This is a genomic window from Providencia sp. PROV156, from assembly GCF_028480905.1.
GTDB classification, from domain to species: Bacteria; Pseudomonadota; Gammaproteobacteria; order Enterobacterales; family Enterobacteriaceae; genus Providencia; species Providencia hangzhouensis.
The window spans coordinates 1-25,057 of sequence record NZ_JAMPPE010000015.1 but is presented as its reverse complement, the minus strand read 5'-3'; the positions used below and the strand labels follow the sequence as shown (position 1 = coordinate 25,057).

The 25,057-nt window shown below is 39.0% G+C and carries 25 protein-coding genes and 1 tRNA gene; 16 read left to right on the top strand and 10 right to left on the bottom strand.

The genetic code is table 11. The features are described from left to right. Positions 1–61 precede the first annotated feature (61 nt). From sapA to sapF, 5 genes are read left to right on the top strand one after another with little or no spacing between them, the layout of a single operon-like run. Positions 62–1,747 (top strand): ABC transporter substrate-binding protein SapA, encoded by a 1,686-nt coding sequence (gene sapA / locus PSF31_RS12270; protein WP_094961772.1) that lies wholly within the window; start codon positions 62–64, stop codon positions 1,745–1,747. Further along, positions 1,744–2,709, top strand: a complete 966-nt coding sequence (gene sapB / locus PSF31_RS12265) for a putrescine export ABC transporter permease SapB (RefSeq protein WP_004263875.1) — start codon at positions 1,744–1,746, stop codon at positions 2,707–2,709. Before sapA ends, sapB begins: the two co-directional genes overlap by 4 nt. Continuing rightward, complete coding sequence (gene sapC, locus PSF31_RS12260) at positions 2,696–3,586, top strand: putrescine export ABC transporter permease SapC (RefSeq protein ID WP_094961770.1); 891 nt, start codon at positions 2,696–2,698, stop codon at positions 3,584–3,586. The genes sapB and sapC overlap by 14 nt, the downstream gene beginning before the upstream one ends. Next, the gene (sapD, locus tag PSF31_RS12255; protein WP_094961769.1) at positions 3,586–4,581 is read left to right on the top strand and encodes a putrescine export ABC transporter ATP-binding protein SapD; all 996 of its coding nucleotides are present in this window, start codon (positions 3,586–3,588) and stop codon (positions 4,579–4,581) included. The genes sapC and sapD overlap by 1 nt, the downstream gene beginning before the upstream one ends. Further along, positions 4,582–5,385: a putrescine export ABC transporter ATP-binding protein SapF gene (gene sapF / locus PSF31_RS12250; RefSeq protein WP_004263864.1), complete on the top strand. Its 804-nt coding sequence runs from the start codon at positions 4,582–4,584 to the stop codon at positions 5,383–5,385. A gap of 58 nt (positions 5,386–5,443) precedes the next feature. Here the strand turns inward: sapF and PSF31_RS12245 are convergent, their stop codons facing one another. Next, positions 5,444–6,310 carry a DUF817 domain-containing protein gene (locus tag PSF31_RS12245; protein ID WP_096863977.1) on the bottom strand — a complete coding sequence of 289 codons (867 nt, stop codon included), beginning with the start codon at positions 6,308–6,310 and terminating at the stop codon, positions 5,444–5,446. 306 nt (positions 6,311–6,616) lie between these two features. On the opposite strand from PSF31_RS12245, the gene gstA reads away from it, so the two are divergent. Next, positions 6,617–7,222, top strand: a complete 606-nt coding sequence (gene gstA, locus PSF31_RS12240) for a glutathione transferase GstA (protein WP_036958678.1) — start codon at positions 6,617–6,619, stop codon at positions 7,220–7,222. A 115-nt stretch (positions 7,223–7,337) separates the two neighbouring features. On the opposite strand, the gene pdxY is transcribed toward gstA, so the two are convergent. From pdxY to anmK, 4 genes are all read right to left on the bottom strand, one after another. Further along, positions 7,338–8,201, bottom strand: a complete 864-nt coding sequence (gene pdxY / locus PSF31_RS12235) for a pyridoxal kinase PdxY (protein ID WP_096863976.1) — start codon at positions 8,199–8,201, stop codon at positions 7,338–7,340. Between the two features lie 234 nt (positions 8,202–8,435). Then, a complete protein-coding gene (tyrS, locus tag PSF31_RS12230; protein ID WP_094961766.1) occupies positions 8,436–9,710 on the bottom strand; it encodes a tyrosine--tRNA ligase in 1,275 nt (424 codons plus the stop codon). Positions 9,711–9,871: 161 nt separating this feature from the next. After that, entirely contained in the window at positions 9,872–10,525 is a 654-nt protein-coding gene (gene pdxH, locus PSF31_RS12225) for a pyridoxamine 5'-phosphate oxidase (RefSeq protein ID WP_036958675.1), read from the bottom strand. 20 nt (positions 10,526–10,545) lie between these two features. After that, positions 10,546–11,667: an anhydro-N-acetylmuramic acid kinase gene (gene anmK, locus PSF31_RS12220; RefSeq protein WP_172412250.1), complete on the bottom strand. Its 1,122-nt coding sequence runs from the start codon at positions 11,665–11,667 to the stop codon at positions 10,546–10,548. Between the two features lie 532 nt (positions 11,668–12,199). Between anmK and PSF31_RS12215 the strand changes: the two genes are divergently transcribed. Then, on the top strand, positions 12,200–12,667 hold the full coding sequence (locus PSF31_RS12215) for a glycine zipper 2TM domain-containing protein (RefSeq protein ID WP_036958672.1): 468 nt from the start codon (positions 12,200–12,202) through the stop codon (positions 12,665–12,667). A gap of 437 nt (positions 12,668–13,104) precedes the next feature. Here PSF31_RS12215 and slyA read toward each other — a convergent pair whose 3' ends face one another. Together slyA and PSF31_RS12205 are read right to left on the bottom strand one after the other, a co-directional pair. After that, the gene (gene slyA / locus PSF31_RS12210; RefSeq protein WP_036958670.1) at positions 13,105–13,539 is read right to left on the bottom strand and encodes a transcriptional regulator SlyA; all 435 of its coding nucleotides are present in this window, start codon (positions 13,537–13,539) and stop codon (positions 13,105–13,107) included. 535 nt (positions 13,540–14,074) lie between these two features. After that, a complete protein-coding gene (locus tag PSF31_RS12205; RefSeq protein ID WP_004263835.1) occupies positions 14,075–14,314 on the bottom strand; it encodes a DUF1289 domain-containing protein in 240 nt (79 codons plus the stop codon). A gap of 168 nt (positions 14,315–14,482) precedes the next feature. On the opposite strand from PSF31_RS12205, the gene gloA reads away from it, so the two are divergent. Together gloA and rnt are read left to right on the top strand one after the other, a co-directional pair. Then, entirely contained in the window at positions 14,483–14,890 is a 408-nt protein-coding gene (gene gloA, locus PSF31_RS12200; protein ID WP_036958666.1) for a lactoylglutathione lyase, read from the top strand. 144 nt (positions 14,891–15,034) lie between these two features. Continuing rightward, positions 15,035–15,679 carry a ribonuclease T gene (gene rnt / locus PSF31_RS12195; protein WP_096863975.1) on the top strand — a complete coding sequence of 215 codons (645 nt, stop codon included), beginning with the start codon at positions 15,035–15,037 and terminating at the stop codon, positions 15,677–15,679. Positions 15,680–15,779: 100 nt separating this feature from the next. Here the strand turns inward: rnt and PSF31_RS12190 are convergent, their stop codons facing one another. Continuing rightward, complete coding sequence (locus PSF31_RS12190; RefSeq protein WP_004263827.1) at positions 15,780–16,127, bottom strand: Grx4 family monothiol glutaredoxin; 348 nt, start codon at positions 16,125–16,127, stop codon at positions 15,780–15,782. Positions 16,128–16,608: 481 nt separating this feature from the next. Between PSF31_RS12190 and sodB the strand changes: the two genes are divergently transcribed. Both sodB and purR read left to right on the top strand, forming a co-directional pair. Next, positions 16,609–17,187: a superoxide dismutase [Fe] gene (sodB, locus tag PSF31_RS12185; protein ID WP_004263823.1), complete on the top strand. Its 579-nt coding sequence runs from the start codon at positions 16,609–16,611 to the stop codon at positions 17,185–17,187. A gap of 441 nt (positions 17,188–17,628) precedes the next feature. Continuing rightward, a complete protein-coding gene (gene purR, locus PSF31_RS12180) occupies positions 17,629–18,654 on the top strand; it encodes an HTH-type transcriptional repressor PurR (protein ID WP_004263819.1) in 1,026 nt (341 codons plus the stop codon). Positions 18,655–18,663: 9 nt separating this feature from the next. Here the strand turns inward: purR and punR are convergent, their stop codons facing one another. Continuing rightward, entirely contained in the window at positions 18,664–19,569 is a 906-nt protein-coding gene (punR, locus tag PSF31_RS12175; protein ID WP_004263815.1) for a DNA-binding transcriptional activator PunR, read from the bottom strand. A gap of 123 nt (positions 19,570–19,692) precedes the next feature. Here punR and punC point away from each other — a divergent pair, with 123 nt between their 5' ends. The 3 genes from punC to PSF31_RS12160 all read left to right on the top strand — a co-directional run bounded on the left by punC (position 19,693) and on the right by PSF31_RS12160 (position 22,291). Then, positions 19,693–20,919 (top strand): purine nucleoside transporter PunC, encoded by a 1,227-nt coding sequence (gene punC / locus PSF31_RS12170; protein WP_164560986.1) that lies wholly within the window; start codon positions 19,693–19,695, stop codon positions 20,917–20,919. Between the two features lie 316 nt (positions 20,920–21,235). Further along, the gene (locus PSF31_RS12165) at positions 21,236–21,994 is read left to right on the top strand and encodes a helix-turn-helix transcriptional regulator (protein ID WP_004263811.1); all 759 of its coding nucleotides are present in this window, start codon (positions 21,236–21,238) and stop codon (positions 21,992–21,994) included. Positions 21,995–22,018: 24 nt separating this feature from the next. Beyond that, the gene (locus tag PSF31_RS12160) at positions 22,019–22,291 is read left to right on the top strand and encodes a putative quinol monooxygenase (protein WP_004263806.1); all 273 of its coding nucleotides are present in this window, start codon (positions 22,019–22,021) and stop codon (positions 22,289–22,291) included. Positions 22,292–22,504: 213 nt separating this feature from the next. Here the strand turns inward: PSF31_RS12160 and PSF31_RS12155 are convergent, their stop codons facing one another. Continuing rightward, a complete protein-coding gene (locus PSF31_RS12155) occupies positions 22,505–23,170 on the bottom strand; it encodes a riboflavin synthase (protein WP_004263802.1) in 666 nt (221 codons plus the stop codon). A 275-nt stretch (positions 23,171–23,445) separates the two neighbouring features. Between PSF31_RS12155 and PSF31_RS12150 the strand changes: the two genes are divergently transcribed. After that, the gene (locus PSF31_RS12150; RefSeq protein ID WP_096863973.1) at positions 23,446–24,819 is read left to right on the top strand and encodes an MATE family efflux transporter; all 1,374 of its coding nucleotides are present in this window, start codon (positions 23,446–23,448) and stop codon (positions 24,817–24,819) included. Positions 24,820–24,977: 158 nt separating this feature from the next. Next, positions 24,978–25,054 (top strand) — tRNA-Val (locus tag PSF31_RS12145). Positions 25,055–25,057: the final 3 nt, after the last annotated feature.

Genomic DNA, 25,057 nt, shown 5'->3' with positions numbered 1-25,057 from the left:
ATACCCTGTATCCCCATTTTTACGCTACAATAGGTCAATTCTCGTTAACGATGTCAGTGGTATGCGCCTATTAACTGTTTGGTTTTTATTTATCATTTCTGTGTCTGCACAAGCGCTTAATAACCAAGAGCGCTTTACCGATATTGTGGCTAACGAGGTCCCTGCAGATATACGCCAAAAAGGCTTTATTTACTGTGTAAATGGGGTCGTTACCACGTTTAACCCACAATTAGTTAGTAGTGGGCTAATTGTCGACCCTCTCGGTGCTCAAATTTATGATCGGCTATTAGATGTTGATCCGTTCACTTATCGCTTGGTTCCTGAACTGGCTGCTAGATGGGAAGTTTTAGATAACGGTGCAACTTACCGTTTATACTTGCGTAAAGATGTAAAATTCCAAAATACAACTTGGTTTACACCTACACGCAATATGAATGCTGATGATGTTGTGTTCAGCTTTTCCCGCATGTTTGAGGTGAATCACCCCTATCACTACATCAATGGGGGGCATTACCCTTATTTTGATAGCTTACAGTTCGCCAACAGCGTGCAAAGCATACGTAAAATTAATAACCATACAGTGGAGTTTCGTTTGAACTCTCCTGATGCGTCTTTTTTATGGCATTTGGCGACACATTATGCTCCTATTCTTTCATCCGAATATGCCGATTTCCTTTCAAGCATAAATCGCCAAGAGCTGATCGATTGGCGACCAATTGGTACGGGGCCATTTCATTTAGATGACTACCAAGCAGGGCAATTCGTTAGACTTCTTAGAAATGACAATTATTGGAAGGGCTTGCCTCGTATGGAAGAAGTGGTTGTTGACATGGGAGCAGGTGGAACTGGCCGTATTTCAAAATTACTCACTGGGGAATGTGACGTTTTAGCTTACCCTGCCGCAAGCCAGTTAAAGGTATTACGCGATGACCCGCGTTTACGAATTTCTATGCGTTCTGGGATGAATATTGCCTACCTCGCATTTAACACCAGCAAGCCACCATTAGATAAGCTAAAAGTACGTCAAGCAATTGCGTATGCAATTAATAATGAACGTCTAATGCAATCAATTTATTACGGCACGGCAGAAACAGCCGCATCTATTTTACCAAGAGCATCATGGGCTTATGACAATCAAGCAAAGATCACCGATTATAATCCCGAACTTTCTAAGCAAATGCTCAAAGAGATGGGATTAGAAAATCTAAAACTAGATTTATGGGTACCAATCGCCTCCCAATCATATAACCCAAGCCCACTTAAGATGGCAGAGCTTATCCAAGCTGATTTAGCGCAGGTCGGTATTGTGATGAATATCCGTTCTGTCGAAGGCCGTTTCCAAGAAAACCAATTAATGGATAGAAGCCATGATATGACATTAGCGGGTTGGACAACTGACAGTAATGACCCAGACAGTTTTTTCCGTCCGCTACTAAGTTGTGCAGCAATTGGTTCCCAAACCAATTTAAGCCATTGGTGTAACCCTGCCTTTGATGAAATCTTACATAAGGCACTATTGACACAGCAATTAGCCGCACGTATAGATTATTACCACCAAGCACAGCAAATTTTAGGGGAAGATTTACCCGTCTTACCCCTCGCCTATTCTTTACGTTTACAGGCCTACCGCTATGATATAAAAGGCCTAATGATCAGTGCGTTTGGTAATACCTCATTTGCTGGCGTGTATCGTGAAATGGAGCAGCCTGAAAAAGTTTCTCCGAAAAAACAGAGGCAGAAACCATGATTATTTATTCACTGCGTCGTTTTTTACTTTTATTAGTCACGGTGTTCTTCTTATCGCTAGTCAGCTTTAGTTTAAGCTATTTTACACCTAATGCGCCTTTGAGCGGCGCATCACTTATCGATGCCTATGTTTTTTATTTTGAAGGCTTACTCCATTTTGATTTTGGTGTTTCAAGTATCAACGGGGAACCCATAACCGAACAATTAAGGGACACATTCCCTGCAACCATGGAGTTATGCATTTTAGCGTTTATTTTTGCTTTAACGACAGGTATACCACTCGGCATCATTGCTGCATTTTGGCGTAACAAGCCTGCAGATATTGCTATCAGTGTCTTTGCTTTATTAGGATTTTCTGTCCCTGTATTTGTACTTGCACTGGTTTTAACTCTCTTTTTCTCATTACATCTAGGATGGCTTCCTGTATCTGGCCGAATTGACCTATTATATAATTTAAAAACGGTGACTGGCTTTGCCTTGGTTGATGCATGGCTTTCTGACTCCCCCTATCGTAACGATATGATTATCAATGTACTTGAGCACATGGTGTTACCTGTCCTCACTTTAGCACTCGCACCAACAACCGAGGTTATTCGGTTAGTACGTAATAGCACCGAAGAAATCGCCAGTGAAAATTATATCAAAGCAGCCGCTATTCGAGGGCTTTCACGGATTAAAATCATTCGCCGCCATATTTTTCATAATGCTATTCCACCGATTATTCCTAAGCTTGGCTTACAGTTTTCTACGATGTTAACACTGACCATGGTCACTGAACTCGTTTTTAACTGGCCGGGGCTTGGTCGTTGGTTGGTTACAGCAATCCGCCAAGAAGACTACTCTGCGATTTCTGCTGGGGTGATGCTAATTGGTGCGCTCGTGATTACTGTAAATGTGCTGTCTGATATTTTAGGTGCCATGATGGACCCATTAAAACATAAGGATTGGTATGTCCTCAGATAATTTTTATCGTGAACAAAAAATGCCATCCCCAACTCGAGTGGTATGGAATATCTTCTCATCAGATGTAACCTCTATGGTGGGGTTTGTTGGTGTGTTGGTTTTATTAATTTTATGTTTTGTTGGCTCTTATCTGGCACCTTATGCACTAGATCAACAGTTTCTAGGTTACCAACTAACGCCGCCGTCTTGGTCTCATTATGGCGAAGTGGCATTCTTCTTTGGTACAGACGATCTGGGCCGTGATATTCTAAGTCGGCTATTGATTGGTACTAAATCGACATTTGGTGCCGCTATTTTAGTCACACTGATTGCGACACTTATTGGATTAGTTCTCGGCTGCTTAGCTGGGATGACTCGTGGGTTAAAATCTGCAATTTTTAACCATATACTCGATACGTTACTGTCAATTCCTTCCTTATTACTGGCAATTATTGTTGTCGCCTTTATGGGCGCTAGCCTACAAAATGCAATGCTAGCTATTTGCCTTGCATTAATTCCACGAATGGTAAGAACTATCTATGTCGCTGTACATGATGAGTTAGATAAAGAATACATCGTTGCCGCACGCCTTGATGGCGCTTCAAACATTTTTATTTTATGGTATACCGTACTTCCTAACATTACCCCTATTCTCGTCACTGAACTGACTCGAGCACTTTCTATCGCTATTTTAGATATTGCTGCTTTAGGTTTTCTTGATTTAGGTGCACAACTTCCCTCTTCTGAATGGGGTGCTATGCTAGGTGATACTTTAGAGCTTATCTATGTGGCTCCTTGGACGGTTATCTTGCCAGGTGCTGCCATCATGATAAGCGTGCTTTTTGTTAACCTTTTAGGTGACGGGTTACATCGTGCCATCAACGCGGGGGTTGAATAATGCCACTTCTAGACATCCGCAATTTAACTATCGAATTTATGACTGCAAATGGCCCCGTCAAAGCGGTTGACCGCGTTTCAATGACGCTATCTGAGGGGGAAATAAGAGGTTTAGTTGGCGAATCAGGTTCCGGAAAAAGCCTTATTGCAAAAGCTATCTGTGGCGTGACTAAAGATAATATTCGAGTAAAAGCTGACCGTTTTCGCTTTCAAGACATTGACTTACTAAAACTCAGCCCACGTAAACGCCGCAAACTAATTGGCCATAATATCTCGATGATATTTCAAGAGCCACAATCTTGTCTCGATCCAGCTGCTGATATTGGTAAACAGCTTATCCAAGCTATCCCAGGGTGGACTTATAAAGGCCGCTGGTGGCAACGTTTTAATTGGCGTAAACGTCGTGCGATAGAGCTATTGCACCGTGTGGGGATAAAAGATCATAAAGATATCATGCGCAGTTATCCTTATGAATTAACCGATGGTGAATGTCAAAAAGTCATGATAGCGATTGCCATCGCTAACCAACCCCGGTTATTAATCGCTGATGAACCCACCAATGCGATGGAGTCAACTACTCAGGCTCAAATTTTCCGTTTATTGGATAAATTAAACCAAAACAATAATATGGGAATTTTACTCATTAGCCATGATATGGAAATGATGTCGAAACTTGTTGATCGCATCAATGTACTCTATTGCGGGCAAACAGTGGAAAGCGCAACTCCTGAGGATATTCTACAACGGCCACGCCACCCCTATACTCAAGCACTAATCCGCTCAATCCCTGATTTTGAAAGCCCTCTTCCCCATAAAGGGCGGTTAAATACGTTACCTGGTGCAATTCCTTCACTTGAACATTTGCCCATTGGTTGTCGCCTTGGACCTCGTTGCCCCTATGCACAACGAACTTGCATCAACGCGCCACAATTACGCAATATTAAAGGCCATCTCGTTGCTTGCCATTACCCGCTAAACACCGAGGAACAACCCTAAATGGAAACCTTACTTGAAGTCCGTAATCTCACAAAAACTTTCCGTTTTCGTGAAGGGTTATTTCATCGACACGAATTACAAGCCGTCAAACCCGTTAGCTTTAACTTACAGGCAGGCCAAACATTAGCTATTATTGGCGCCAATGGCTCAGGAAAATCAACCCTTGCGCGAATGTTATCAGGCGTTGTAGAACCCACCAGCGGCGATATTTTCATTCGTGGACAACGCCTGAATTTTGGCGATTATAGCTACCGTTGCCAACGTATTCGCATGATTTTCCAAGATCCAAGTACATCCCTAAACCCAAGGCAGCGTATTGGTCAAACCCTTGAGCTCCCTTTAAAATTAAACACTGACTTAACTGGCATAGAACGTGAAAGGCGTATTATTCAAACGCTTCGCCAAGTCGGGTTACTCGCCGACCACGCTGAATATTATCCACACATGTTAGCATCTGGGCAAAAACAACGTATTGCATTGGCAAGAGCACTTATTCTACAACCCGAAATTATTATTGCTGATGAAGCGTTAGCTTCGTTAGACATGTCCATGCGCTCGCAAATCATCAACTTGATGTTAGATTTACAAGCAAAACAAGATATTGCATTTATCTATGTTACCCAGCACTTGGGGATGATGAAACACGTCAGCGATAAAATGCTTGTCATGGATAAAGGCGAAGTTGTTGAGCGTGGTAATACCGCAGAGGTTTTAGCTGCCCCTCTTCACGACGTTACCCGCCGGTTAATTGAAAGTCACTTTGGTGAACCCCTGTCGATTGATGCTTGGCGACAAGACTTGTAACTGTTATTCAGTTGTCTGTGGGTAAACACCTTCACAGACAACAAATTAAACATCTTATTTAACGTGCTATCGTCACATTGGCTTTAATATGTTTAAGGTGAACGACTATCGTAAATGTGACAATCACCAACAGTGACCATGCTCCCCACTTACCTGCATGTACCATTGACCAAGCACCAATTTGGTTTGGATACTGCCAAACACCAAAAAATGTCCCAAAATTCTCAGCTAGCCAAATAAAAAAACCAATTAGCATAAATGCAAATAATAATGGCATTTTTCGCTCTTTATCTAGCGGAGTGTAAAAAACCATACTGCGCGCATACAACCCCATAATAAACGCTGCTAAATACCAACGATAATCATCAATATAATGGTGGCTAAAAAAATTAATATAAATAGCCAGTGCGACCAGTGTCGCCATCCAATAAGGTGGATAGTGTTCAATTCTTACTTTAAAAAATCGCCAAGATTGAATGATATAGCTCCCTACAGCGGCATACATAAAACCAGTAAATAGAGGAACTCCCCAAAGTTTCGTATAGGCCTCATCGGGATATTGCCAAGAACCTATCGTTGCTGAAGTTTTAAATAACTCCATCATAAAACCGACTAAATGGAAAACACAAATAGCCTTTAATTCATCCCAAGTTTCTAACTTTGACCACACTAACAAAGCTTGAAAAGCAACGGCAAAAATTAGTAACAGGTCATAGCGAGGGATACCTATTAATCCTTTAGCTGGGACTAAGAATAGTGCCAAAAAGAAAAAACCAGCGAATAAACAAGAACGAGCATTAATTAAACCGAAAAACCAAAACTCTAATAGAAAGCGTTTAATTCCATGGCTATTATTCGGCTGGTGAGCCATTAAAATTTGGTCTAACTTTCCTAAAAAATTCAATTTCTGACACAAACTGGTCATCTATTCACTCACCTATTCTTTTATTATTCGGTTTGTTTTCTTTCCGAAGATTAGGCGAGGAGTTTAGCAAAATCGAATTACTCTACATAAGGTAACTATCTTAAATTTATGCATTTTTATTATTTATAGCTTTAATCACTAGATTTACACTACCTATTAATATTGACGATACTTTCCATCCAATTATGGGTTTTATTGTTTAACTCGCACCTGATGGCAATTCGTTAATAGAAAGTAATGATATACTTAAGCAATATGTGTTTATTTGCTATATGAATGCCAACTCAACAATTTAGGAGTTCTATGATGAAATTATATTACGCTCCCGGTGCTTGCTCACTTTCTCCTCACATCATTCTACGTGAAACAGGTTTAGATTTCAGTATTGAACGAGTAAATATAAAAGAGAAAAAAACCGAGAAAGGTGAAGACTTTTTAGCAATAAACCCAAAAGGACAAGTACCCACTTTAGTGTTAGATAATGGCGAACAACTCACAGAAGGTGCTGTTATTGTCCAATATATTGCGGACCAAAAACCGGATCGTAACCTAATCGCACTTCCAGGTTCGATGAAACGTTATCACCAATTAGAAGCTTTAAACTTTATTTCGACAGAACTACATAAAAATTTCTCACCTTTATTCACTCCAGGAACACCAGAAGAGTATAAAGATACTGTCCGTAATGTATTGTTTAATAAGTTTGCGTATGTTGATAACGTGCTCGCTAAACAGGCTTTCTTTGCTGGAGATACTTTTAGTGTCGCAGATGCCTATTTATTCACTGTGAGTAATTGGGCAAAACACGTTGGGCTCGATTTGACTAGCCTGACCCACCTGCAAGATTACAGTGCTAAAATAGCTAAACGCCCTAATGTTCAAGATGCATTAAAAGCGGAAGGACTAATCTAATCTGTAAAATAGCACGCTTTCAGTAGTGCGCTGTAAAGTTGTTGATAATGCGGGATAAAACATAGTTTTTCCCGCTTTATGTTATCAACTAAAATTTTATCAGCTGAAAAGCAGCTTAATCTAATTGTGTTGCACAGAAGTTATGTTCTGGGTTAACCATTTTGTCTTGAGCAGCGACGAGTTGTAATTCGTACTCCCCCATCTCTTTGGTTTTTATCATCACTTCATATACTGCAGCAGCAACGTGCTCTAACCCCTTATCTAAAGGCTCACCTTTCAATAAGTTAACCAACATTAAACCACTGGTCAAGTCACCAACACCTACAGGTTGTTTTTCACCGAAGTCAACAAGAGGACGGCTAACATGCCAACTGTGCTCTGCTGTTACAAGGATCATTTCAAAACGATCTGCGCGATACCCTGCTCGGCTTAAATGTTTAACAAGAACTATTTTAGGGCCTTTGTGACACAATTCACGTGCAGCTTGGGTAGCTTCTTCAACATTTTTAATTGTTCTACCCGTTAATGTTTCTAATTCGAGTAAATTTGGTGCGATAACATCACTCGCGGCCAATGCACGCTCACAAAGGAATTCAGCAACTCCCGGAGCAACAATACAGCCTTTCTCCGGATGCCCCATTACTGGATCACAAAAATAGAGGGCTTGCGGATTAGCTACTTTGACCCTTTCCACGATAGCAAGAATATCATTTCCTTGCTCAGCTGAACCGATATAACCGCTTAATACAGCATCACAAATTTCTAATTTATGGATTTTAGCTAAACCATCAATGATGTCGGTTAAGTGTTGTGCGGGAAAAACACTTCCGGTCCATTGTGAATACTGTGTATGATTCGAAAACTGTACGGTATTGAGTGGCCACACATCTACGCCCATTCGGCACATAGGAAATGCGGCAGCACTGTTTCCTGCATGGCCGAAAACAACATGGGATTGAATTGATAATACGCTTTTCATTGAAAACCCAAAGAATTGTTATGTCGAATGAAGAGAAATCAGTGATTATCCGTTGCTAATATGGATATACTCCAAATAATTCTAATTACATGTAAGCGGCTTGAGAAAATAGCTCGAATTATATACATCGATATATAATTCGAAGAGCATAGCACAATTAACACTCATGCAACTTGAAGTATGACGAGTATAGCCCGGAAAATTCCGGGCTGATATTACAAAGGTTAGTCAGAGCTATTTCCAATTAATTAAACAGTCGTTTTTCTTACCACGACGGATCAAGGTATAACGACCAAACAAGCGATCTGCGTCAGAGAACACATACATTGGCTCTGTTTGTTTTTGGCCATTAATTGATACCGCGTTAGAACTAATTGCCGTTCTTGCTTGCCCACGAGAAGGCACTAACTCTGAATCAACTAAAGCTTGCTGTAAATCCGCACCTGCTTCCAAAGTGATACAAGGCATGCCATCTTGAGCCAATTGCTCAAAATCAGCTTCAGTTAAATCAGATACTGCACCAGAGAATAAGCTTTCTGTAATACGTTTCGCTGCTGCTAACCCTTCTTCGCCATGTACCAGTTTAGTGACTAACTCCGCTAATACATATTGAGCTCGAGGTGCCTTTCCACTGTTTTTATCTTCTTCTTCTAGCGCATTGATTTCATCTAGTTCCATGAATGTGAAGAATTTTAAGAAGCGATAAACATCCGCATCTGCAGTGTTGATCCAGAACTGATAGAATTTATACTGGCTGGTTTTCTTGGAGTCTAACCAAACTGCACCACCTTCAGTTTTACCAAATTTAGTGCCATCTGCTTTAGTAATCAGAGGAACCGTCATACCAAATACTTGGTTTTGGTGTAAGCGACGTGTTAAATCGATACCGGAAGTAATGTTACCCCATTGGTCAGAGCCACCAATTTGCAGCTCTACACCCATCTCTTTGTTCATATTTGCGAAGTCATAACCTTGTAAAAGGTTATAAGCAAACTCAGTAAAAGAGATACCAACGTCATCACGATTTAAACGTTGCTTAACAGACTCACGGTTAATCATTTGGTTAACCGAAAAATGTTTACCAATATCGCGCAAGAAAGTCAGCACATCCATTTTGCCAAACCAATCATAGTTATTAGCAAGGCGTGCACTGTTATCACCACAATCAAAGCTTAAAAACGGTGAAACTTGGTTACGGATTTTTTCTACCCACTCTTGAACGGTTTCTGTGGTGTTTAATTTACGCTCAGTAGCTTTAAAGCTCGGGTCGCCAATAAGGCCCGTTGCACCACCGACCAACGCCACAGGCTTGTGCCCGGCTAGTTGGAATCGTTTTAAACACAGCAAAGGAACCAGATGTCCCAAATGCAAGCTATCAGCGGTAGGATCGAAGCCACAATAGAGAGAGATAGGGCCCTGCGCCAGTCTCTCTGCTAACGCATCCTCATCCGTTACCTGGGCAACGAGGCCCCGCTCTTGCAATTGTTTAATCAGGTTATTGCTAGACATCAATGACTCCATCAGTTGTATTTTGTCTATCTATTTTGGTTTGAATGACCAGTAAGTTTGAGAGGCTTATCAAAAACTCACCAGTGTAATTTGTCAATTTACTTAAATGAGGCTATAGCATAAAGCGCATATCAATTAAGTGCCAGCTAAAAAACATGATCCTAAGGGGCTAATCTATCAATTTTCCAGCCATCACCTTCTCGCTGGTATAAAAAACGGTCGTGCAAACGGTGTGCACCGCCTTGCCAAAATTCAACACTATTAAATACCACTCGATATCCTCCCCAAAAACTAGGCAATGGGACGTCACCGTTCTTAAATTTTTGTTTTAGTTCTAAAAATTTCCCTTCTAAAATACCACGCGCTGAAATTTTAGAAGACTGTGCTGATGCCCATGCTGCAATTTGGCTATCTTTCGGCCTACTATGAAAATATTTTACAACTTCAATAGGGTTTAAACGCTCAGCAACCCCAGTGAAATTGACTTGGCGCTCTAATGGGTACCATGGGAAATGCAGGCTAATTTTATTATTTTTTTCTAAATGCTGTGCTTTTCGGCTACCTAAATTGGTATAAAATACAAGGCCTTTATCATCAAAATGTTTTAAAAGTACAATACGCTGGTAGGGTTGCCCGGTTTCATCCACAGTAGCAACACACATTGCTGTTGGGTCACTCAAGCGAGCTTCACACGCCTGCTTCATCCAGAGTTCGAAAAGCGTCAGTGGGTTTGGCGTTAAGTCATTACGTCTTAACCCACCTTTTGTGTATTCACGACGTACCGATGCAAGATCTATTTCACCTAGCTCGTTCATTTTTATGTCCTTTACCACAGTTATTTTTTATCGGTATTTTTAGGGTATATTGCCCCAAGCACAGTCTCTTTACTTGCCCCAGTAACAGAGGCTAAATTTCCAGGAAGACCAGATACCGTTCTAGCAGCTAGCCATGCAAAAGCCAAGGCTTCCATGTCATCACCACTTAAACCAAATTTATCACTTGGTGCCACTTCAATTCCCGGAAGCAAGGCTGCCATCCGTTGCATTAGAAAAGTATTCTTTGCCCCTCCACCACATACTATTAAGCGCTCACAACCGCCACACAGTAATACTTGTTCTGCGATAGAAGCTGCGGTTAATTCGCACAGAGTGGCTTGAACATCGTCAGCTGAAATTGATGGAAAATGAACTAAATGCTGCTCTAACCATTGTGTGTTGAAATACTCACGCCCCGTACTTTTCGGTGATGAACGTCTAAAGTATGGGTCACTTAGCATCGCTTTTAGTAATGCATGATCAACTTGACCTCGACTTGCCCATTCACCGTCTTTATCATATGCCTGTTGCTTTATACGCCAGCTCCACGTATCCATTAACATATTTCCCGGCCCTGTGTCATAACCCTTAACATAGGCACCAGGTAATAAAGCAGTGACATTAGCTATTCCACCAATATTTAGTACAATTCGTTTTTCTGTAGGATGCCCTAAAACAGCTAAGTGAAATGCAGGAACTAAAGGTGCTCCCTGTCCCCCATAAGCCATATCTCTTCGGCGAAAATCACCTACCGTCGCGATCCCTGTTAAAGCGGCAATACGGTTGTTGTCGCCTAACTGCATAGTAAAAGGCTGTTCGCCATCGGGCTCATGCCAAACAGTTTGCCCATGGCAACCGATAGCAATGATATCTTCAGATGTTAAACCAGTTTGAATAAGAAGTTGGTTTACCGCATCTGCATATAAAGAGCCTAACTCTCGATCAATTTTACCAACCTCTGATAGCGTTGTTGTTTGCCCTTGGCATATATCTAAAATTCTTTTTTTTAATTCAATGGGAAATGCAACACTCAAACTGGATTGCTCTGCGACAAATTTGTCACTAATTGCGGCAAGAACGACATCAACACCATCTAGGCTAGTTCCTGACATAACCCCTATGTAACGACCTGATTTCATCATTATTCTTGTTCCTTCAGAGTGCACATTAACTTTACAACGCTCAGCTACAAAAGATTGTGCTTTGATGATAAATTTTGTCAACAATTCGATGCAATTTCTCGGAGCGCTTCGCAGGAATAATAAATAAATGCACTAAAACTAAAAATTGCTAGACAACCTAACTAAAAAAGACGTTTTGTAATATCTGAAACTTTCATTTTCAATATAATGATACATAATACATTTATCAGCTCAGCATTACTGTTTAGTATTTCAGCTAAAGTTTTAACGCACTATTCTTTTAGCAACTGGTGCGAAATGATGCTCATAAGCTGACTACCCTATATGAATATTTAACAAAGAGTGCCTTATTGAATGAAATCATCTCGAATTTGAGATATTTTACCTAGTGTTTACACTCTATTTAAATCAAAATCGGTAATCTAACCATCGCTTTTTAATATCATTATTTTGATACTTGTTGTGTTTATGGTGAAAACAAATATACGATGCTATGTTAGTGCCACAGACAGCAAATCTCATAGGAGTTCTTATGCTTAAGAAAGTTTTTGTAGGTGTTGTAGCAGTTGCAGCTTTATCAGGCTGTGTCAATACCAGTACGCTTTCTGGTGATACTATTTCAGCCAAGGATGCGAAACAGGTACAGACTGTGACTTATGGTACTGTTCTGAATGCTCGCCCTGTGACTATTCAAGCTGGTGAAGACGGTAACGTGATTGGTGCAATTGGTGGTGCTGTTCTTGGTGGGTTATTAGGTAACACCATCGGTGGTGGTACAGGTAACACATTAGCAACTGCCGCAGGTGCTATTGCAGGTGGTTTAGCTGGTCAGGAAGCTCAAGGCGCATTAAATAGAAGCCAAGGTGTTCAATTAGAAATCCGCCTCGATAGCGGTAAAAACATTGTTGTTGTTCAAAAACAAGACCCAAGCACCTTCCGTAATGGCCAACGTGTTATGATTGCGAATAGCGGAAATACTGTTACTGTGTCTCCTCGGTAATCATACAGTACTAAATTAGGCATGCTCACCGGCCATGGCCGGTGAGCATTACTTACAAATAGTATTGCTGAATGATATCGTTACTTTATGGTAGATAATCATATTTTTTATTTATTGTGCATGGCTTTTGAATGACACAATTTCTTGTTTACATATAAATGCCTTGCATTCAAATCAATAAATCTATTTTAGCCTATCTCCTTTAATAAAGTATTTATTAGTATCTACCGATAAATTAGCTAGCTAACAATTAAAAATGAAGGTATCACAGCGAAAAAAATAATTAATAGCCTTAACTATATTTCATAATAATAATGATTTAATGAAAATTATAACCAAGTGTAATTACTATTTCATTAAAAAATCATATGCTAAATTATTTTAAACACAAATTTAATAATTAATATGTCATTCATTAGCTAGGCATATTTTTTACATCAAGAGTCATTTTGTAGCCTCAAGATATTTTTTTCAAGTTTCATAAGTAACTGTGATAGCTGGTAAAGCTCATCTTTACTAATGTTGCTCAATATTTCTATACGTGTATTATTTATGACTTGGTCTACCGTTTTAATAAAGGGTTCAGACTCTTCCGTTAATTTTATTCTTTTAGCTCTCCTATCATTTGTACAAGTATGTCTAGAAATCAATTTTTTTTCCTCTAATTGATCTAGAGTCCTTACTAATGAAGGCTGTTCAATACCAATCGCTTTCGCTAACTGTATTTGAGATTGCTCAGGTGGTAGTTGACTTATATTATGCAATGTAACCCAATGTGTCTGTGTAAGCTTAAGAGGCTTCAAACGATAGTCGATTAATGCTCTCCACATGCGAACAACACGTGATAACTCTGTCCCAATTTGTGATTCCAATTTACCCTCCTTTATATAATTATAATGTCTAAAAAATATACCGTCCTCATATTATTTTTTGAATTATATATTAATTTCCTTTTATATTTACAGCTTTTTATTTATACATTAGCTATTAAATACCTATTCCTAGTTATAGTAGCTGTTTTATTATGCGATATATCTCTAATTAATACATCACTGATTCATCCATTATCTCAATCTAGGATTAATAAGATAACCTATCAATTATCTTATTAATAAGAATAGCCGCACTCTCCTTTTTGATCTATCTATTTTAGCTCTTATAGTAGCCATGAATAACAATAAAAAAAGTAACGCCAAATAATTCTTTAAAAAACAAATAAATATAGTTAATCTTAAAATCATGTTAATTACAGTCATTTTGATTCAACCTATACCTATTTTGAATAAATAAAATTTTATTGAAATATAAACCAAGAAATAAATATTTTGCTAATAATTCAACCTGAATTAGTTTACATTAGAAATAAAACATTTGATTTATTTTTATGATTATATTAAAAACTGTGAACTAAAAGAGTTGTTGTTGTGTATCTATGATTTTTTCTTGTTCTGTTTTTTTATTTAATATTCTTAAATAACGTTGACGGCATAAACGAAGTACATTTCGTTTTTCAGTATCAGAGAATTTTAGCCAATTAAAACGCTCATCACGAGTGCGATAGCAACCTCGACAATAGCCTTGTTCATTACTTTGGCAAATACCACGGCAAGGGCTGGGGATCTCAAAAAATTCAAGTTGTTCCGCCATAAGTTTCCCCTTCAAAAGAAAAAATCACTGATAAATGTATGATATACTCCTGAAAATGAGTATTACCATTATTTGTTCAAAAAACAAACTGTAATCATTGTATTTATTAATTTAAGCACGTTATATTAATAAGTAAATCGATTCAGGCTGATTCTAAGAGGTTTAAAAATGCGCTTACTCCATACTATGTTACGTGTTACTGATATGCAGCGTTCTATTGATTTTTACACGAAAGTGTTAGGCATGCGTTTATTAAGAACTAGTGAAAATACAGAGTATAAATATTCTCTCGCATTTGTTGGCTACAGCGATGAAAGTGAAGGCGCTGTAATCGAGTTGACCTATAACTGGGGGGTTGACCAATACGATATGGGTAACGCATATGGTCATATCGCCTTGGGCGTCGATGATGTTGCAAAAACATGCGATGATATACGTAGTGCAGGAGGTAACGTAACACGTGAAGCCGGCCCTGTTAAAGGTGGAACAACAGTGATTGCTTTTGTTGAAGACCCTGATGGCTATAAGATTGAGTTGATCGAAAACAAAAGCGCAAGTAAAGGCTTAGGCCATTAATTAGCTATATAATTTAAAAGTACTATATAATTTAAAGTTTAGGTGCCAAATCTAGCGCCTAAACTTTTATCACTGTTTACCTGCAAATTTTTACTGGTTTTGGCATAATGTTACCTAACCAGAAAACTAAAATTGAAAGTCCTAATGTCTGAAAAAAACAATCCAAATGCCCTAGTGAACCGTTTCAGGGGATACTATCCTGTCGTTATTGATGTTGAAACAGGCGGGTTCAATGCTAAAACTGACGGCCTATTAGAAATTGCTGCCATCACCTTAAAAATGGATAAAGACGGCTGGCTCTCCATGGATGAAACATTACATTTTCATGTAGAACCTTTTGAAGGTGCTAATCTTGAGCCATCTGCTCTTGCCTTCACAGGGATTGATCCAACAAACCCTCTACGCGGTGCTGTTAGTGAATATGAGGCTCTTCATGCGATATTCAAAGTCATTCGCAAAGGAATGAAAAATACAGATTGCAATCGTGCAATTATTGTCGCTCATAATGCAAATTTTGATCACAGTTTTGTGATGAATGCAGCCGAACGAGCAGGTTTAAAACGTAATCCTTTCCATCCATTTGCAACCTTCGATACTGCGGCACTGAGCGGCTTAGTATTCGGTCAAACAATTCTAGCAAAAGCTTGTGTTTCCGCAGGTATTCCATTTGATGGTAAACAAGCTCATGGCGCACTGTATGACACCAATCGAACGGCTCTGCTATTTTGTGAGATCGTTAATAAATGGAAAAAGCTGGGTGGTTGGCCAATTATTGAAGAACCCCAATAATTTTTTAATTAATCGCTATTACATAAAAAAACCGTGTTTGATAAAAAGTAATAAGTGCTTTCATCAAATACGGTTTTTACGTTTTTATCTATGGCTTAATTTAGTCTGTGCTAGCTTCATCTGCTGGACGATACTTATCAGCAGTTTCTTTAATTAGAGATTGGAGCTCACCACGCTGGAACATTTCCATGATGATATCACAGCCACCGACCAGCTCACCGTCAACCCATAGTTGAGGAAACGTTGGCCAATTTGCGTATTTTGGCAATTCAGCGCGGATATCTGGGTTTTGTAAGATATCGACATATGCAAAACGCTCACCACAAGAAGACAGAGCTTGTACTGCTTGAGCAGAAAAACCACAGCTCGGAAGTTTAGGAGAGCCTTTCATATATAATAAAATTGGGTTTTCTTTAATTTGGCGCTCAATTCTTTCAATAGTTGTCATTTTTTAACTTCCTTAAAACAAAGATGCAGGTTTTGCAGTCAGCCGGTAACTGAGAGTCTACCGCAACTTAACAGAATACATTGACTGATATAATAGGAAACTGAATTGTTTCATACAATATGCCAGTTTTATAGGGGCATTACTATAGCATTCCAAAAAACAAAAAGGCACCTTTTCTATCTTCTCTCTACTTAAGTCAAACAAGTAGCTATTTCTAGATAAAAACCGAAACTTAATATCTTTAGATTTTTCGATTACAATATCTATATGATTTTTATGTGTAATATCTCTATTTATTTGTTAACATCTTAGTAACGCCATTACCTTTATCTTTGTATGGTTTATCGTGTTATCATTAATGTATTAAGTATCATATCGCCAATAGGCGAAACTGTAATGATAAGCTGTCACATATTATTTCGCTCATTTTAAGAGCAAACACCCTAAGTATATTGATATAAAAGCAATCAAGGAGTACGCAATGTCATTTGAACTACCCGCTTTACCGTATGCAAAAGATGCTTTAGAACCTTATATCTCTGCTGAAACCTTAGAATATCACTATGGTAAGCACCACAACACTTACGTTGTTAATTTGAACAACCTCATCAAAGGCACTAACTTTGAAGGAAAATCTTTAGAAGAAATCATTAAAACTTCTGAAGCAGGCGTTTTTAACAACGCGGCACAAGTTTGGAATCACACTTTCTATTGGAATTGCTTAGCACCAAACGCTGGTGGCGAGCCAACAGGTAAAGTCGCTGAAGCTATCAATAAGGCATTCGGTTCTTTTGCTGAATTTAAAGCTCAATTTACTGATGCAGCAACCAAAAACTTCGGTGCGGGCTGGACTTGGTTAGTGAAAAAAGCAGATGGTAACCTTGCTATTGTAAATACATCCAATGCTGCAACACCTATTTCTGGTGATGATAAGCCTGTGTTAACTGTCGATATTTGGGAACATGCTTATTATATCGATTACCGTAACGCTCGCCCTAAATATTTAGAAAATTTCTGGGCGCTAGTTAACTGGAAATTTGTGGAAGAAAATTTAGCATAACAATTTCTGCTTATTGCTAGGTATAGATACAATAAGGGCGAGATATTCTCGCCCTTATTAAATTCACCCTATTCGAGGCTGAAATAAAATCAGAAAATATGTGCAGCAAGAAATATAATCAATGCTAATGAGCCCAACGCAGCAAGCAAACCATATTTAACATCTGTATCCATGAGTTCCTCTCATCCAAACGTAGTTAAACAACTAAGTAACCATACAAAAATCAATGTTATTCAGTATACATATCTAAAAAAGTAAAACTAGTGTCTATATCACATGTTATAACATCAATTATTTCTTTCGTTTTTGCGCTAGATCAGACAAAATCGACAACAAATCGCTAAATTATTGCCAGCAAAGGATCAATGCATCAATATGCAGGTAATTTTTTAACAAGAATTCTTATAGAGACCGGTTATTGGTCAGGAGTTTTTTTCCCCCATGGCAACGATTAAAGATGTGGCGAAACGCGCTGGCGTATCTACCACAACCGTATCCCATGTTATTAATAAAACGCGCTTTGTAGCTGATGACACTAAAGCTGCGGTTTGGGCTGCAATTAAAGAGCTCAATTATTCGCCAAGTGCGGTTGCCCGTAGTCTAAAAGTTAACAACACAAAGTCGATTGGGTTGTTGGCAACCTCATGTGAAGCTCCTTACTTCGCAGAGGTAATTGAATCAGTTGAAAATAGCTGTTATGAAAAAGGTTATACGCTAATCCTTTGTAATTCTCATAATAATTTGGGAAAACAAAAAGCGTATTTGCAGATGCTGGCACAAAAGCGTGTTGATGGTTTACTCGTAATGTGCTCCGAATATCCTGACCCCTTAATCAGTATGCTGGAAGATTACCGCAATATCCCAATGGTAGTGATGGACTGGGGAACTTCCCGTGGCGATTTTACCGATAGTATTATTGATAACTCATTCCACGGTGGCTATCTTGCAGGACGTTATTTGATTGATAGAGGGCATCGTGACATCGGAGCCATCCCTGGCTCTCTTGAAAGAAATACGGGTATTGGTCGATTAACTGGCTTTAAAAAAGCGATGGAAGAGGCCAAAATCACCATAAAAGATGAATGGATTGTTCAAGGGGACTTCGAGCCAGAATCTGGCTATAAGGCAATGATGCAAATTTTAAGCCATAAGCAACGCCCTACTGCCGTTTTCTGTGGCGGTGATATTATGGCAATGGGAGCAATTTGCGCCGCTGATGAGATGGGATTGCGTGTCCCACAAGACATTTCAATCATTGGCTATGATAACGTGCGAAATGCGCGCTATTTTACCCCGGCATTGACCACAATTCACCAACCAAAAGAGCGTTTAGGCCAAATGGCTTTCACAATGCTGCTCGATCGTATTGTAAATAAGCGCGAAGATGCTCAAACAATTGAAGTCCACCCTCGCCTTGTAGAACGCCGTTCCGTTGCTGACGGCCCATTTATCGATTATCGTCGATAATACGCATAATTAGTTTGAAAGCCACTCGGCATTGAGCGTTTCGTTATCGCCAAGGTAATCCAATAACCAATTCAACGCTGGTGATGTATTATTTTCCACCCAAGTTAGACAACAAGGACTGGGTGGAAATGGCTGTGCTAATGCTAGTTCAACTAATAAGCCTTTTTCGCAAAACGAAGCCGCACGATGCTCTGGCACCATTCCGACACACAACCCGTTAACCAAACAAGCTAGACCATTTTCCCAAGAAGGTACGACAAGACGACGTTGATTATCAAGAGCCCATGTATCACGTTTTGGTAGATTACGAGAAGTGTCTTCGAGACATAAACTTGGAAACTCGCGCATTTGGTCGTCTGTTAGCTTGCCGCTTATATTCGCTAATGGGTGTTTAGGACTCGCCACACACATCCATGACATAAAACCCATATCACGGAAACTATATCTTTCACCAATCGGTGAGGCTCGAGTAGCTCCAATAGCAACATCAACACGCCCATCAGCAAGTGCATCCCAAACACCATTAAATACCTCAGGATGAATGAAAAGTTCAATATCTGGAAAGTGACGATAAAAATCCAGTATCAATTGCTCTGCTCTCTGTGGTTTTACAATGCAATCAACGGCAATACTAAATTGCCCCCGCCAACCATTAGCAACCTGCTGGCATTGATGCCTTGTATCTGTCATTTTTTTGATAACAGAACGACTTTCCTTAATAAATATCGTTCCAGCTTCTGTAAGAACAACATCGCGATGTCGACGCTCAAATAGGGGAACCGCAAGCCATTCTTCAACTTGCTTGACGGTATAACTGATTGCAGAAGGTACACGGTGTAACTCTTCAGCAGCACCACTAAAGCTCCCAGTTCGGGCAACAGCATCAATCACTTCGAGTGCATGCGCAGACCACATAACCTCTCCTTTCAAAAATTTTGATAGCAAGATCCAAATATTACCGTTTCACAACCTAAAAAAATAGCCTATACAATGGCATCATCATTAACATTTTTTTTAAATATCAGATAAGTAATAATTATGTCGAATACTGTGAAAAAAAATTCCCCTGGATTTATGGTTTACCTTGCAGGACTTAGCATGCTGGGGTTTTTAGCTATTGATATGTATTTACCTGCATTCGGTGCTATGCAAGACACCCTGCATACATCAGAAGGCGCTATCAGTGCTTCTCTCAGTATATTTTTAGCCGGTTTTGCCTTCGCTCAATTGTTATGGGGGCCATTGTCAGACAAACTTGGCCGTAAGCCTGTGCTCATTGTGGGCTTAACTATTTTCATTATCAGTAGCTTAGCTATTTATTGGGTGGAAACCGCAATACAGTTATTAACACTACGATTTTTACAGGCTGTTGGTGTCTGCTCCGCTGCAGTTTTATGGCAAGCTCTTGTTATCGACCGCTATGATGAAGCAAATACCCAAAAAGTTTTTGCTTCTATTATGCCGTTAGTTGCGCTATCCCCTGCTTTAGCACCATTATTAGGAGCATGGGTACTAGAACACCAAACATGGGAAGCAATTTTCCTGATCCTAATGGCTGTGGGTATATTACTTTTATTGCCAACACTCTTTTTGAAAAATGTTTCAGCTAAAACAATAATTGATGACAGCCAACCACAAGCTAAGATTTCTTTCTCAAACTTACTCAGTTCGCCAGTTTTCAGCGGTAATGTGCTCGTTTACGCTTCATGCAGTGCGGGTTTTTTCGCTTGGCTAACCGGCTCGCCTTTTATCTTACGTAATATGGGTTTCAACCCTGCGGATATCGGTTTGAGTTATATTCCACAAACTTTAGCCTTTATTGTTGGTGGGTATGGCTGCCGTATTTTATTAGCAAAAGTCCGAGCAGAAACAATATTTCCATTGTTACTTGTTGGTTATGCGGTAAGCATGTCTATTTTATTCATCATGGCTATTTATACCACACCATCATTAACTATGATCTTGATCCCATTCTGCTTTATGGCAGCTATGAACGGAGCCTCTTACCCAATTGCAGTATCCAAAGCACTAAATGCATTCCCTAGCGCAAGTGGTAAAGCTGCAGCATTACAAAATGCCTTACAACTAGGTTTATGTTTTTTAGCCAGCCTACTTGTTTCTGCTCTTACTTTCGACCCATTGTTAGCAACAACTGGGGTGATGGCAGTAACGATCATCCCAATGGCCATTGGCTATTTTATGCAACGCTGTGCAAGCAAAAATAACCAAACTATTAAGCAGGTTGATTGCCAAACCAATTCATAAAGTATAGCTAACCGACTCAATCATGCCGAATCTTATCGGCATGATTTTTATTTTAGCAAATTCATAAAAATTTCCTTCAGTGTATAGTACTAGTGACCATACGGTAATATATGTTCAGTATTTTGCTATATAACCAATAGCCGATTATTCTTGGCTAGTAAAACCTTACCTTTCTCATCAATTTTCTTAATTCAAAGCGGATTTCACTAAAAATTAAAGTTTTAATTTTGTCATCTACTAAGATATAGATATTTCATGGTTAATTTTCTTGTTAAAAAACGTTATCATTGCGACATTAAATAATGAGTGCTCAAGAATGATGTTAAAACAGTACTATCCACCAGATGAATTAAAATCCTTTGTTAGTTCTATTTTGATAATCAAAGAGTTTACAGAAGCAATTAAAATTTTCCCTGGAACAGGTGCTGAAATCTGGGTTTCATCAGATGCATTTCGCATGACAACTGATAACGATTCAATAACAGACCCTTACCAGCTGATTATTCCTAGGGTTAATACATTTACTGCTAGCCCTAATCATTCAAAAGTAATGGTATTACGTATTCGTCATGATGCCTTACGTTTTCTACTGCCTCAAAGAACATTAAACTATACTGACACCCCAATCGCACTAAATGAGATATGGAAAGACCGCTGGTTTGAAGCTTTAGCTAATTCTTCATTTAAAGAGTTGTTAGATTGCTTTAATAGGACTAAAGCTAAGAAAAAGCCTCACTTCATTGATGAAGTTTTAGAATTACTGTATCGAAATCCAACCAAAAAAATCACAGAAATTGCTGAAGAGACAGGATTACACGTCCGAGTCATTCAAAAAGAGTTTTTGAAAGAATACGGCATTACACCAAAAAGGTACCAGATCAATTGCCGCTTAGAACATGTTTTAAAAAGTATGGTAGTAGAACAAGACACCTACCGTTGGTTTGAAACAGGGTATTATGATCAATCCCACTTTTACCGTGATTTTAAAAGATACTTTACTATGACGCCGTCGGCATTTTTAAAATCGAGTTATTCGCTTTTTTACAATACAAAAACTAAGTACCCATTAAGATAGTTCTTAATACATAAGGAGAACGGAATGAGTATTGTTGTGTATGCCCAAATTACAACAGAAAGGACAGATGGGTATTTAACGAAAGAAATCGTTCGCGACTTAGCAAAACTGAGCCGCCGAGAGAAAGGATGCATTCAATATGATCTTATGGCTAAAGAAAATGGTTATATTGTTTTTGAGGAATGGGAAGACACTCAAGCATTAGAAATGCATAAAAATAGTCCGCATTTCAGGCGATTAGTTGAAGCAATTGAACGTGATAACGCCAGCTTCTCTGTCAACTTCAGTGAAAAATGATCTATTAATATTGAAAACCGGAACTAGTCATATTTTTTGATAATGTTAATTTTCATTATTTAATAGAACTTCATGACAGACATTCAATAAACAAAGACTAACCATATTTTATTTAGGCTATAGCATAAATCATTATAGCTATAGCCTACTTGGCTGTTTCTTCTGCTATTTTTCTTTAAAGTAAATAACGCGGTTATCACCTTTTACGTCTGTTTACTCTGTTTTCGCTATGTCCGCCATCTCTTCTGCTTGCTGTAGTAATTTTTCTTGTTCTTTTTGATTTAAAACACGCTCAACGGTATCAACAATAGCCTGAGTTTGAGGGTCTATCTCAATATTTATTTTATCACCCAACCGTTTTTTACCTAATGTTGTTCTCTCTAATGTTTCAGGGATGAGATGTACGCAGAACCGATTGTTGATTACATCTCCGACCGTTAAACTGATACCGTCAATCGCGACAAAGCCTTTATGCAAAATATATTTCATCAAAGATTTATCACGAATTGATAACCAAATCTGGTGGTTATCTTCAGATGTGAAGATCTTACTAATTTCAGCTGTTGTCATAATATGACCTGAAACAACATGGCCACCGATTTCGTCACCATATTTTGCAGCCCGTTCGATATTAACAACATCACCTTCTTGTAATTCCCCCAAGTTAGTTAATCTCAGGGTTTCTTTAATTAGATCAAAACTAACTCTTTCACCATCAATCTTTGTTACCGTCAAACAACAACCATTATGTGCAACGGAAGCCCCTGTTTCTAAACCTATAAGTAATTCTGGGGTAAATTTCATTACATGAGTTCGAAAGTTGGCCCTTTCTGTAATTTCAACAATAGGAGCAGTCGCTTGAACAATGCCTGTAAACATAATGATTCTCAGTGTAGTGGATTAATAGGCTCAGTTTACATCAGAATTGTTAGAGATCTATCCTATTTGAGTGATAAACAAAACGATAATAAACCTAGAATGTAACAATATATTAGGTTCTAAAATGCTCTTTTATAGTTTGTTACCATATCATTATTGGAATCCATTTAGAAACGGGATAGAATAAGCGGTTTTTAGCAATCGATGTATTTTTAGTAACTCATTTATTTTTCTAGTTTTTTTCTCTTACTTGCTTTTATTACAAAGGTGTATGCGTGCAGAAATATTTTACAGAAGCGCGTAGCTTGTTGGCACTTGGTATTCCTATCGTTTTAGCTCAATTTTCACAAACTGCAATGGGGTTTGTGGATACGGTTATGGCTGGAAGTGTTAGTGAAATTGAGATGTCCGCAGTTGCAGTTGGGTTTTCCATCTGGCTGCCAGCTATTCTTTTTGGCCAAGGAATTTTGATGGCATTAACCCCAATCGTTGCACAAATGAATGGGTCAGGCCGTCGCAACCTAATAGGCGACCAAATTCAACAAGGTCTATGGTTAGCGCTACTTTTAGCCTTAGGCATTATGTGCCTTCTTTATAACAGTCAGCTTATTATTAGCAATATGCCCCATATTGATAAAGAATTGGCAGATAAATCTGTCCGTTTTTTACATGCCATTATGTGGGGAGCTCCAGGCTACTTATTTTACCAAGTATATCGTAGCCAATGTGAAGGGCTTTCAAAAACCAAGCCGGGGATGGTGATTGGTTTTCTTGGCCTAATGATTAATATTCCTATTAACTATGTCTTTATTTATGGTCACTTTGGTGCACCTGCTTTAGGTGGTGTGGGTTGTGGTGTCGCCACTGCATCAGTGTATTGGGCTATGTGTCTGATGATGAGATGGTATGTGAAACGTGCTACTGCGCAGCGTGATATTCGCCCTACACTCTCTTTCACATCGCCAAATCCATTAATCTTAAAGCGAATTATCGTGTTAGGTACGCCTATTGGTCTGGCACTTTTCTTTGAAGTCACTTTATTTGCTGTCGTTGCACTGCTAGTCGCCCCATTAGGGGTTGTTGCAGTAGCTGGTCACCAAGTTGCGTTGAATTTCAGTTCTGTGATGTTTATGTTCCCATTATCATTAGGAATAGCAGCAACCATTCGCGTAGGTTATAACTTAGGACAGAAATCGACTGAAGCTGCTAAAGTTTCATCTTATACTGGTATTACTGTTGGCTTAATGGTCGCTTGTTTTACTGCAGTTCTCACCGCCGTTTTCCGTGAGCCGATTGCAATGATGTATAATAAAAACCCAGAGGTCGTTGTTTTAGCAAGCAGCTTAATGTTATACGCAGCTATTTATCAGCTGTCAGATTCTGTGCAAGTTATAGGTGCCGGAATTTTACGTGGTTATAAAGATACGCGTTCCATTTTCTTTATTACCTTCACCGCATATTGGTTACTTGGCTTGCCTTCTGGTTATATTTTAGCGTTAACTGATTTCATCGCACCGGCTATGGGGCCTAAAGGCTTCTGGATTGGCTTCATTATTGGTTTAAGTGCTGCTGCAATAGGAATGGCTACACGAATTATATGGATCCATAAGCAGACAGAAGATGTTGTTTTACTTCGCTCAGCTCGCTAATTGACGGTTTTTTAAGCTTTTTATTATGGGAGAAGATGTATTTCGCACCAGATAGTTTTAAATACGAACAAACTATCGCGAAAATACATTTTCCCCTTGCCAGATGAACTTCATAACGTTAATATTCATCCCCGTTGTCACCTAGATATCTTTTAGATGCGTCCGTAGCTCAGTTGGTTAGAGCACCACCTTGACATGGTGGGGGTCGGTAGTTCGAGTCTACTCGGACGCACCATTT

Excerpts from the sequence above, each read along its gene's own strand:
- rnt (WP_096863975.1), top strand. The coding sequence starts at position 15,035 with ATGTCTGAAAAAAACAATCCAAATGCCCTAGTGAACCGTTTCAGGGGA.
- anmK (WP_172412250.1), bottom strand. The coding sequence starts at position 11,667 with ATGATGAAATCAGGTCGTTACATAGGGGTTATGTCAGGAACTAGCCTA.
- purR (WP_004263819.1), top strand. The coding sequence starts at position 17,629 with ATGGCAACGATTAAAGATGTGGCGAAACGCGCTGGCGTATCTACCACA.
- gstA (WP_036958678.1), top strand. The coding sequence starts at position 6,617 with ATGAAATTATATTACGCTCCCGGTGCTTGCTCACTTTCTCCTCACATC.
- pdxH (WP_036958675.1), bottom strand. The coding sequence starts at position 10,525 with ATGAACGAGCTAGGTGAAATAGATCTTGCATCGGTACGTCGTGAATAC.
- sapF (WP_004263864.1), top strand. The coding sequence starts at position 4,582 with ATGGAAACCTTACTTGAAGTCCGTAATCTCACAAAAACTTTCCGTTTT.
- gloA (WP_036958666.1), top strand. The coding sequence starts at position 14,483 with ATGCGCTTACTCCATACTATGTTACGTGTTACTGATATGCAGCGTTCT.
- punC (WP_164560986.1), top strand. The coding sequence starts at position 19,693 with ATGTCGAATACTGTGAAAAAAAATTCCCCTGGATTTATGGTTTACCTT.
- PSF31_RS12245 (WP_096863977.1), bottom strand. The coding sequence starts at position 6,310 with ATGACCAGTTTGTGTCAGAAATTGAATTTTTTAGGAAAGTTAGACCAA.
- PSF31_RS12155 (WP_004263802.1), bottom strand. The coding sequence starts at position 23,170 with ATGTTTACAGGCATTGTTCAAGCGACTGCTCCTATTGTTGAAATTACA.
- sodB (WP_004263823.1), top strand. The coding sequence starts at position 16,609 with ATGTCATTTGAACTACCCGCTTTACCGTATGCAAAAGATGCTTTAGAA.
- PSF31_RS12190 (WP_004263827.1), bottom strand. The coding sequence starts at position 16,127 with ATGACAACTATTGAAAGAATTGAGCGCCAAATTAAAGAAAACCCAATT.
- PSF31_RS12165 (WP_004263811.1), top strand. The coding sequence starts at position 21,236 with ATGATGTTAAAACAGTACTATCCACCAGATGAATTAAAATCCTTTGTT.
- PSF31_RS12205 (WP_004263835.1), bottom strand. The coding sequence starts at position 14,314 with ATGGCGGAACAACTTGAATTTTTTGAGATCCCCAGCCCTTGCCGTGGT.
- sapB (WP_004263875.1), top strand. The coding sequence starts at position 1,744 with ATGATTATTTATTCACTGCGTCGTTTTTTACTTTTATTAGTCACGGTG.
- pdxY (WP_096863976.1), bottom strand. The coding sequence starts at position 8,201 with ATGAAAAGCGTATTATCAATTCAATCCCATGTTGTTTTCGGCCATGCA.
- PSF31_RS12160 (WP_004263806.1), top strand. The coding sequence starts at position 22,019 with ATGAGTATTGTTGTGTATGCCCAAATTACAACAGAAAGGACAGATGGG.
- PSF31_RS12215 (WP_036958672.1), top strand. The coding sequence starts at position 12,200 with ATGCTTAAGAAAGTTTTTGTAGGTGTTGTAGCAGTTGCAGCTTTATCA.
- punR (WP_004263815.1), bottom strand. The coding sequence starts at position 19,569 with ATGTGGTCTGCGCATGCACTCGAAGTGATTGATGCTGTTGCCCGAACT.
- sapD (WP_094961769.1), top strand. The coding sequence starts at position 3,586 with ATGCCACTTCTAGACATCCGCAATTTAACTATCGAATTTATGACTGCA.
- tyrS (WP_094961766.1), bottom strand. The coding sequence starts at position 9,710 with ATGTCTAGCAATAACCTGATTAAACAATTGCAAGAGCGGGGCCTCGTT.
- sapA (WP_094961772.1), top strand. The coding sequence starts at position 62 with ATGCGCCTATTAACTGTTTGGTTTTTATTTATCATTTCTGTGTCTGCA.
- sapC (WP_094961770.1), top strand. The coding sequence starts at position 2,696 with ATGTCCTCAGATAATTTTTATCGTGAACAAAAAATGCCATCCCCAACT.